Annotated in this window: 4 protein-coding genes; all 4 read right to left on the minus strand. The window is 64.0% G+C overall.

The genetic code is table 11. The annotated features are described in order from the left end of the window. Positions 1–121: 121 nt before the first annotated feature. The gene (locus HGO40_RS24425; protein ID WP_250965106.1) at positions 122–1459 is read right to left on the minus strand and encodes a TldD/PmbA family protein; all 1338 of its coding nucleotides are present in this window, start codon (positions 1457–1459) and stop codon (positions 122–124) included. Then, a complete protein-coding gene (locus HGO40_RS24430) occupies positions 1459–2901 on the minus strand; it encodes a TldD/PmbA family protein (RefSeq protein WP_250965107.1) in 1443 nt (480 codons plus the stop codon). Before HGO40_RS24430 ends, HGO40_RS24425 begins: the two co-directional genes overlap by 1 nt. A 400-nt stretch (positions 2902–3301) precedes the next feature. After that, positions 3302–5005 (minus strand): choline dehydrogenase, encoded by a 1704-nt coding sequence (gene betA / locus HGO40_RS24435; protein WP_250965108.1) that lies wholly within the window; start codon positions 5003–5005, stop codon positions 3302–3304. A 219-nt stretch (positions 5006–5224) separates the two neighbouring features. Continuing rightward, on the minus strand, positions 5225–6131 hold a 907-nt coding region (locus HGO40_RS24440; protein ID WP_250965109.1), incomplete at its 5' end, for an aldehyde dehydrogenase family protein.

Here is a 6131-nt window from a genome sequence, read left to right on the forward strand (position 1 = left end):
CCGCTGGGGGCGAAGCCCCCCAAACCGGCCAACACGGTGTGCCCGAAAGATCGCGTCGCCTGGGTTACGACTGCTTCGCAGCCGAGCGGGAGCAAGCTCCCTCGCCACGGGGAATTGCGTGTTATAGCGTCAGCGTGAGCCTCTTCACCAACGCCCCCGGCAACAACATCGAGGCCGTGGCCCGCTGGCTGTAGGTGCTGGCCGAGAGCAGAAGTTCCCGCTCCCGGGTCAGCGCTTCGAGTTGCGAGCCGAGCAGGCTGTAGACGCTGTCGTCGAAACGCATCGTGCTGACCGGTGCCTGGATCTGGCCGTTCTCGACCCAGAACGTGGCGAAACGGGTCATGCCGGTCAGGCGTGCCGCCGGTTGGTCCGAGTAGTTCAGGTACCAGAGGTTGCTGATGTACAACCCTGTGCCAAGTGCTTCAAGGATGTACTTCTGCTCCAGTTGCCCGCCCTGCATGTCCAGCGCCGGGGGGTATTCGTAGCGGCTGGCGCCGTTGGCCGCGAGGCCGTATTCGGCGGCGCTGCGGGAGTTCACCAATTGTGCGTTGGCCATGCCCTTGGCGATCAGTCCCAGGTCGTCGCGGGGATAACCTTCGTCGGAAAACGCCGGGCTCAGGGAGCCGCTGACCTGCTCCGTGAGCCATACGTTGGGACTGAAGTGGGCTTCGCCAGCATAGAACTTCTGCAACGGGCTCTGCTTGCTGGCAATGGCCTGGGCCGAGAACCCGCCCCAACTGAGCATGCCCATGATCTCTTCCAGGGCGGCCGGCGCCAGATAGGCGCGGTATTCGCCGGGCGGCAACGTGCGCAGCGGGCGGCCGAGAAACGCCAGTTGTTCGCGGGCCTGCTCGAAACGTTGGGCAAATCCTTCGCTGCTCCACACATGCCCGGCGTAGCTGGCTTTCACCGCTTGGCCGTTTTCATGGAACAAGCTGAAATCGAAGTTGAAGCTGTTGGCCTGATGCCAGCCGAACGCGCCCGAAGAACTGGCGAAACCTCGTCTGATGGGGCCGGCGGCGTAGAAGCCCACCAGGTCCAGGCCTTCGGCGGCGCGGGTGATTTCGGCAACGGCCTGCTCCGTCTCGGGCAGCGGATGGTCCTGCACATTGTCGCTCTGCCAGTGATGATGGTTGAGCAGCAGGTACGGATCGCGGGGCAGCAGCGGCAAGGTTTCGCGCAGTTGCTGCAAGCCTTCGGACAGGCGTTGCACATCGGCCTCGGGGTCGCCGGACAGAGTAATCTGCAAGTCGGCGTGGCGACCGTCGTCGATCAATTTGAAACTGACATTGGCTTGCTGCACTTGCCCGGCCTGGCGGACCTTGCCGTGGTTGAAACGCACGAAGGCCGAGGATTCGGCAGCGTAGCCGAGGGTGAACTGTTCAGGCGTATGCAGGGCGCCGCGCAGCCAGTCGACCAGAGCCTTGAATGCCTCGGCCTGATTATGGGTGGTGCTCATCAGGCATCTCCCCCAAACACATCAACATTGCTGAACACACAGGCTGGCGACGCATGGCCGACGCGGATGACCTGGTTCGGTTCGCCCTTGCCGCAGTTCGGCGTGCCAAGGACTTGCGAGGTGCTGGCGTCGCCCACGGCGCGCAGGCTTTTCCAGAATTGCGCGGAGATGCCTCGGTAGTTGGGGTTCTTCACCACGCCCTTGAGCTCGCCGTTCTCGATCAACTGGCCCCATTCGCAGCCGAACTGGAATTTGTTGCGGGCATCATCGATGGACCAGGAGCGGTTGGTGCGCATCAGCACGCCGTGCTCGATGCCCTGGATCAATTGCTCCAGGGATTGGTCGCCGGGCTCGATGTTCAGGTTCGCCATGCGGTCGATGGGCGGCCGATTCCAGCCGCAGGCGCGGCTGTTGGCGACACCGTCCAGGCCGGCACGGAATTGCGACAGTGCCCCACCCAATGGGCGCAGCAGCAGGCCTTCACGAATCAGGAACTGTTTGCAGGCGGCGCTGCCATCGTCGTCATGGCTGTAGCTTGCCAGTTCTTCGGGAATGGCCGGGTCGAAGGTTACGTTTAGCAGGCTGGAGCCATATTGCAGGTGGCCGAAATCGCTGGCCTTGACGAAGCTGGTACCGGCGTAATTGCGCTCGGCCCCGAGGATGCGGTCCAGTTCCAGCGGATGACCGATGGACTCGTGGATTTGCAGCATCATCTGGTCGGGCATCAGCAGCAGGTCGCGGGGACCTTGCGGGGTGTTCGGCGCCATCAGCAATTGCAAGGCCTGGTCGGCGATTTTCGGCCCGGCGCCGATCAGTCCGCAGCGGCTGATCACGTCGAAGCCGCCTTGCTGGCCGAAATTCTCCCGACCCAGGGTGCGGGTCTGGCTGTCGTGACCGTCGAAGGCGGTGACGTCCAGGGCCGGGTAGATGAAGCGTTGGGCCTGGCGCAGTTCAGCGCCGGCACTGTTGAGGTAGATCTGCTCGACCTGGGTCAGGCCGATGCTGGCTTGCCAGTTCACCAGGCGTTCGTCCCGGGGCACCGCGGCCGACTCGTCGCCGAGCAGTTGGTAGCAGTCGCTCAACGGCGGGAAGGCCTGGTCGAAATGCGGCGAGAAGTAATCGGCGCGGTCGCTGGACACCGCTTGCCCGCGCAGGTCGAGCAATGCATGGGGCTTGAGCAGGCGGGCGTGGTGCTCGGCGCGTTGCAGTGCTGCTTGCAGGCCGGCCTGGGACAGGTCGTTGGTGGCGGCATAGGCTTCGACCCCGTTGACCCGCACGGTGAGCATCGCACCTTCATCACGGTTCAGGCTGGGCGGTTCGGCGACGTTCTTGCGCACCGACAAATGCTGGCCGGATTCGCGCACATAACGCAGGGAAAAGAATTCGGCGCCCGTGCGCAAGGCAGCGAACCGCTGCTTGAGCCGGGGGTGGAAGTCGAACATGAAACCTCCTTGTCTGGAGTGGCGATGCAGCGAGGTGCGGCGCAGTGACGCGGTGGCTCTAGAGTAGGCCTGGGGCGGGGGAGGGATCAAGGCAGATGGGAATTTTGCGGTGTGGCAGTCAGAGAAATAGGCTGAATGGGCTGGCCCCTTCGCGAGCAGGCTCGCCCCCACAGTGGGTTTTCAGTGGTCACAAAATCTGTGTTCGCCTCAGAACCCCTGTGGGAGCGGGCTTGCTCGCGAAGACGGCGGTACATTCAACATTGATGCAAGCTGACCCACCGCTTTCGCGCGCAAGCCCGCTCCCACAATTGGGATCTTCGGTGGTCACAAAATCTGTGTCCACCTCAAAACCCCTGTGGGAGCGAGCCTGCTCGCGAAGGCCGCGCCGCGGTCATGAGTCTTACGGTGCAGCCGTCGCCACTTCACGCAACGGCTTGCCGCGCACTGGCGCATCACCGGCCACGTAGTACGGTGCGGTGCTGCGTGGCAGGGGCTTGCGGCCACGGATCTTGTCGGCGATTTTCTCGGCCATCATGATCGTCGGTGCGTTGAGGTTGCCGGTGGTGATGATCGGCATGATCGAGGCATCGACCACGCGCAACCCTTCCATGCCGTGCACGCGACCTTCGCTGTCCACCACGGCCATGTCGTCGGTGCCCATCTTGCACGAGCAGGACGGGTGGAACGCGGTTTCGGCGTGCTCGCGGATGAACTGGTCCAGTTGTTCGTCCGTCTGCACCTCGATACCCGGGCTGATCTCGCGACCACGGAACGGATCGAGCGCCGGTTGCTGCATGATCTCGCGGGTCAGGCGGATGCCATCGCGAAATTCCTGCCAGTCCTGCTCGGTCGCCATGTAGTTGAACAGGATGCTCGGGTGCTGGCGCGGGTCCTTGGACTTGGCCTGGATCCGACCACGGCTGGGCGAACGCATGGAACCCATGTGTGCCTGGAAACCATGCTCCTTCACGCCATTGCTGCCGTTGTAATTAATCGCCACCGGCAGGAAGTGGTACTGGATGTTCGGCCATTCGAAGTCCGGGCGCGTGCGGATGAAACCGCCGGCCTCGAACTGGTTGCTGGCGCCGATGCCGGTGCCGTTGAACAGCCATTCGGCACCGATGGCTGGCTGGTTGTACCAGAGCAGCGACGGGTACAGCGAGACCGGTTGGGTGCAAGCGTATTGCAGGTACAGCTCCAGGTGATCCTGGAGGTTTTCACCGACGCCCGGCAGATCGTGGACCACCGGGATGTCGAGGTTTTCCAGCAGCTTGGCCGGGCCGACGCCGGAGCGTTGCAGGATCTGCGGCGAGGCGATGGCGCCGGAGCACAGCAGCACTTCCTTGCGCGCCCGGGCTTCGACGCGCTCTTCGGCGGCGCCCACCAGGTAACGCACGCCGACCGCGCGCTTGCCTTCGAACAGGATCTTGTCGGTCAAGGCATGGGTGACGATGGTCAGTGTCGAGCGTTTCTTGGCGACGTCCAGGTAACCGCGGGCGGTGCTGGCGCGACGGCCGTTGGGCGTGACGGTACGGTCCATCGGGCCGAAACCTTCCTGCTGGTAGCCGTTGAGGTCCTCGGTACGGGGGTAACCGGCCTGCACGCCGGCTTCGACCATGGCGTGGAACAACGGGTTGTTGCCAGCCTTGGGCGTGGTCACGCTGACCGGGCCGTCGCCACCGTGGTAGTCGTTCGGGCCGATGTCGCGGGTTTCGGCCTTACGGAAATACGGCAGGCAATCGAGGTAGGTCCAGTCTTCCAGGCCCGGCAGCTTGGCCCAGTTGTCATAGTCCAGGGCGTTGCCGCGGATGTAGCACATGCCGTTGATCAGCGAAGAGCCGCCCAGGCCCTTGCCGCGACCGCATTCCATGCGGCGGCCGTTCATGTGCGGCTCCGGATCGGTCTCGTAGGCCCAGTTGTAGCGACGGCCCTGCAGGGGGAACGCCAGGGCAGCGGGCATTTGCGTGCGGAAGTCCAGGCGATAGTCCGGGCCGCCGGCTTCGAGCAGCAGGACGGTGACGCCTTCGTCTTCGGTCAGGCGGGTGGCCAGGGTATTACCGGCCGAGCCGGCACCGATGATGATGTAATCGAATTCTTGGGACATGAAATGCACCCTCTTTTGGAATTGGGTTCAGGTCGCGGTCATCGAGTGCCACATTCTCTGTGGCGAGGGAGCTTGCTCCCGCTCGGCTGCGCAGCAGTCGCAAACAGGGCGACCGTGTTCTGTCTGGAAAACTCAGGGGCCTGAAGTGGGGCCGCTTCGCGGCCCAGCGGGAGCAAGCTCCCTCGCCACAAGGGCCCGCGCCTCAGGTCCGGTGTCAGATCAGAACACCGACGTGTAGTCGCCCAACTCGACCTGTACCGACTTGATGCGGGTGAAGTTGTTCAGCGAGCTGATGCCAGTCTCCCGGCCAACGCCCGATTGCTTGTAGCCACCGACCGGCATTTCCGCCGCCGATTCGCCCCAGGCGTTGATCCAGCAGATGCCGGCTTCGAGCTGGTGGATCACGCGGTGGGCGCGGTTCAGGTCACGGGTCACGACGCCCGCGGCCAGGCCGAAGTCGGTGTCGTTGGCGCGGCGGATCACTTCTTCTTCGGTGTCGTAGGTGAGGATGCTCATCACCGGGCCGAAGATTTCTTCACGCACGATGGTCATCTCATCGGTGCAATCGGTGAAGACCGTCGGGGCGACGAACGCGCCCTTGGCGAGTTCGCCGTCGGTCAGGCGACCGCCGCCGCACAGCAGGCGCGCGCCTTCGGCTTTGCCTTTCTCGATGTAGCCCAGCACGCTTTCCATGTGGGCGAAGCTCACCAGCGGGCCGAAATTGGTGTTTTCGTCTTCTGGGTTGCCGACGCGGATGCGCGCCACGCGCTCGGCGATCTTGGCTTCGAAGGCGGCCTTGAGGTGGCTCGGCACGAACACGCGGGTGCCGTTGGTGCAGACCTGGCCGGAGCTGTAGAAGTTGGCCATCATCGCGGTGTCGGCGGCGCGATCCAGGTCGGCGTCGTCGAAGATGATCAGCGGCGACTTGCCGCCCAGCTCCATGGTCACGTCCTTGAGCGACGAGCTCGAGGCGCTGGCCATGACTTTCTTGCCGGTGTCGGTGCCGCCGGTGAAGGAAATTTTCTCGATGCGCGGATGCTCGGTCAGCCAGGTGCCGACTTCACGGCCGCTGCCGGTCAGGACGTTGAACACGCCCGCTGGAACGCCGGCCTCGGTGTAGATCATG

The sequence above is a fragment of the Pseudomonas sp. CG7 genome (assembly GCF_023701885.1).
Lineage (GTDB): Bacteria > Pseudomonadota > Gammaproteobacteria > Pseudomonadales > Pseudomonadaceae > Aquipseudomonas > Aquipseudomonas zanjanensis.

Coding starts and splice junctions, on each gene's coding strand:
- HGO40_RS24425 (WP_250965106.1), bottom strand. CDS start 1,459: ATGAGCACCACCCATAATCAGGCCGAGGCATTCAAGGCTCTGGTCGAC.
- HGO40_RS24430 (WP_250965107.1), bottom strand. CDS start 2,901: ATGTTCGACTTCCACCCCCGGCTCAAGCAGCGGTTCGCTGCCTTGCGC.
- betA (WP_250965108.1), bottom strand. CDS start 5,005: ATGTCCCAAGAATTCGATTACATCATCATCGGTGCCGGCTCGGCCGGT.